We start from the raw sequence: 1,272 nt of genomic DNA, 5'->3' as shown, positions 1-1,272 counted from the left end.
CCCTTTGCGTTGCGCGATGCCTTCCGCTTCAGCGTGGAGGTGGGCGGGCGCTTCCGCTGGCGCAAGGATAGCGGGTCTTGGTCATCGGATACCGCCCTAGCGGCCAGTGTGCCGCTGGCTGACGGGCTGAGTGCGGCGTTCGTTCCGGGGGCAGCACCGAGTTTTGTATCGGGGGATCGCTACCGCTTTTCAGTCCGGCAAGGCCATGGGGTCGCGGCGGTGCGCAGTCCGCATGGCGAGCAGTGGCGCTGGTCTGGATCGGCGGCGGTATTAACGATCACCTGGCCAACGGCGCAAACCATCAGCCTGGTGGGCCTGTTGCGCCATGGCCTGATAGCACCGGCCACGGTGGTCATTACGCTCTACGATGCCACCGCCAGCGTGCTGGCCACGCTAACGCCCACGATCAACGACGGACCTCTCATCATGCCCTTGCTCGCACCGCTCACCACGGTGCGCACCCTCACCCTCACCCTGAGCAACGCGGCAGGGATGAGTCTGGGCTGGCTCTATGCCGGTGATCCCTTTGCGCCGCTGTACAACGCTGCCCTGACCTTGCGACGGGATTACGCCATGGCCCGCAGCGAGGGCACCAACCCGCGAGCGGCCTATCTGGGATCGGGCTTCAGTGGCGAGTTACGCTGGGAAAACAACCTGCGGCGGGCCGAGTGGGCCACGCTGCTGCACCTGATGGATGATTGCAAGCAGGCCGACGACGCGCCCATCGTGCTGATTCCGCACATCAGCCAACCCGACTTAGCCGCCTTGGCCCGGATTGATGCCGATACCCTGGCCATCCGCGATGTATTCGACTGGCAACCCACCGACCCGGATGCGTGTCGCCTCTCCCTCACCTTGCCGCTGACGGCGGTGTTGACGTGATATCCCTCATCCCTCTTCTGGAGATTGTATGTCTTCCACTGTAGCCTTTAAAAACCTGTTATTAGCGGCCAGCGATATCAACACGCTGAGCCTTCATACCGCCGATCCCGGCGCCGCTGGCACGGCCAACGAAGTGGCCGGCGGGGGCTATAGCCGCCAAAGCTGCACCTTTGCCGCGGCTGCCAGCGGAGAGCGCGCGCTCAGTACGGCGGTTGATTTCACCCTGACGCCCAATCAGGCTGTGGCCTGGATCGGCTTTTGGGCAGGCGCGACCTTTCGGGGTGCACGCGCGTTGACCGGCGATACCAGCGCCAATGCGCTCGGTCAATACCAGATCACCACCGCAACCCAACTCACGCTGGCGGATGTCGCCTAAGGACCCCTCATGGC

Annotated in this window: 2 protein-coding genes; both read left to right on the top strand. The window is 64.2% G+C overall.

The window, feature by feature from the left end; all coding sequences use genetic code 11:
- A partial coding sequence (locus tag BN873_RS20515) for a hypothetical protein (protein WP_171820504.1) occupies positions 1–882 on the top strand: 882 nt, incomplete at its 5' end.
- Positions 883–910: 28 nt separating this feature from the next.
- Positions 911–1,258, top strand: a complete 348-nt coding sequence (locus tag BN873_RS15565) for a phage tail fiber protein (RefSeq protein WP_048675806.1) — start codon at positions 911–913, stop codon at positions 1,256–1,258.
- Positions 1,259–1,272: the final 14 nt, after the last annotated feature.

Source organism: Candidatus Competibacter denitrificans Run_A_D11 (assembly GCF_001051235.1).
GTDB lineage: Bacteria > Pseudomonadota > Gammaproteobacteria > Competibacterales > Competibacteraceae > Competibacter_A > Competibacter_A denitrificans.
The sequence above is the reverse complement of the archived record's forward strand: the minus strand, read 5'-3'. Positions and strand labels throughout refer to the sequence as shown.

Excerpts from the sequence above, each read along its gene's own strand:
- BN873_RS15565 (WP_048675806.1), top strand. The coding sequence starts at position 911 with ATGTCTTCCACTGTAGCCTTTAAAAACCTGTTATTAGCGGCCAGCGAT.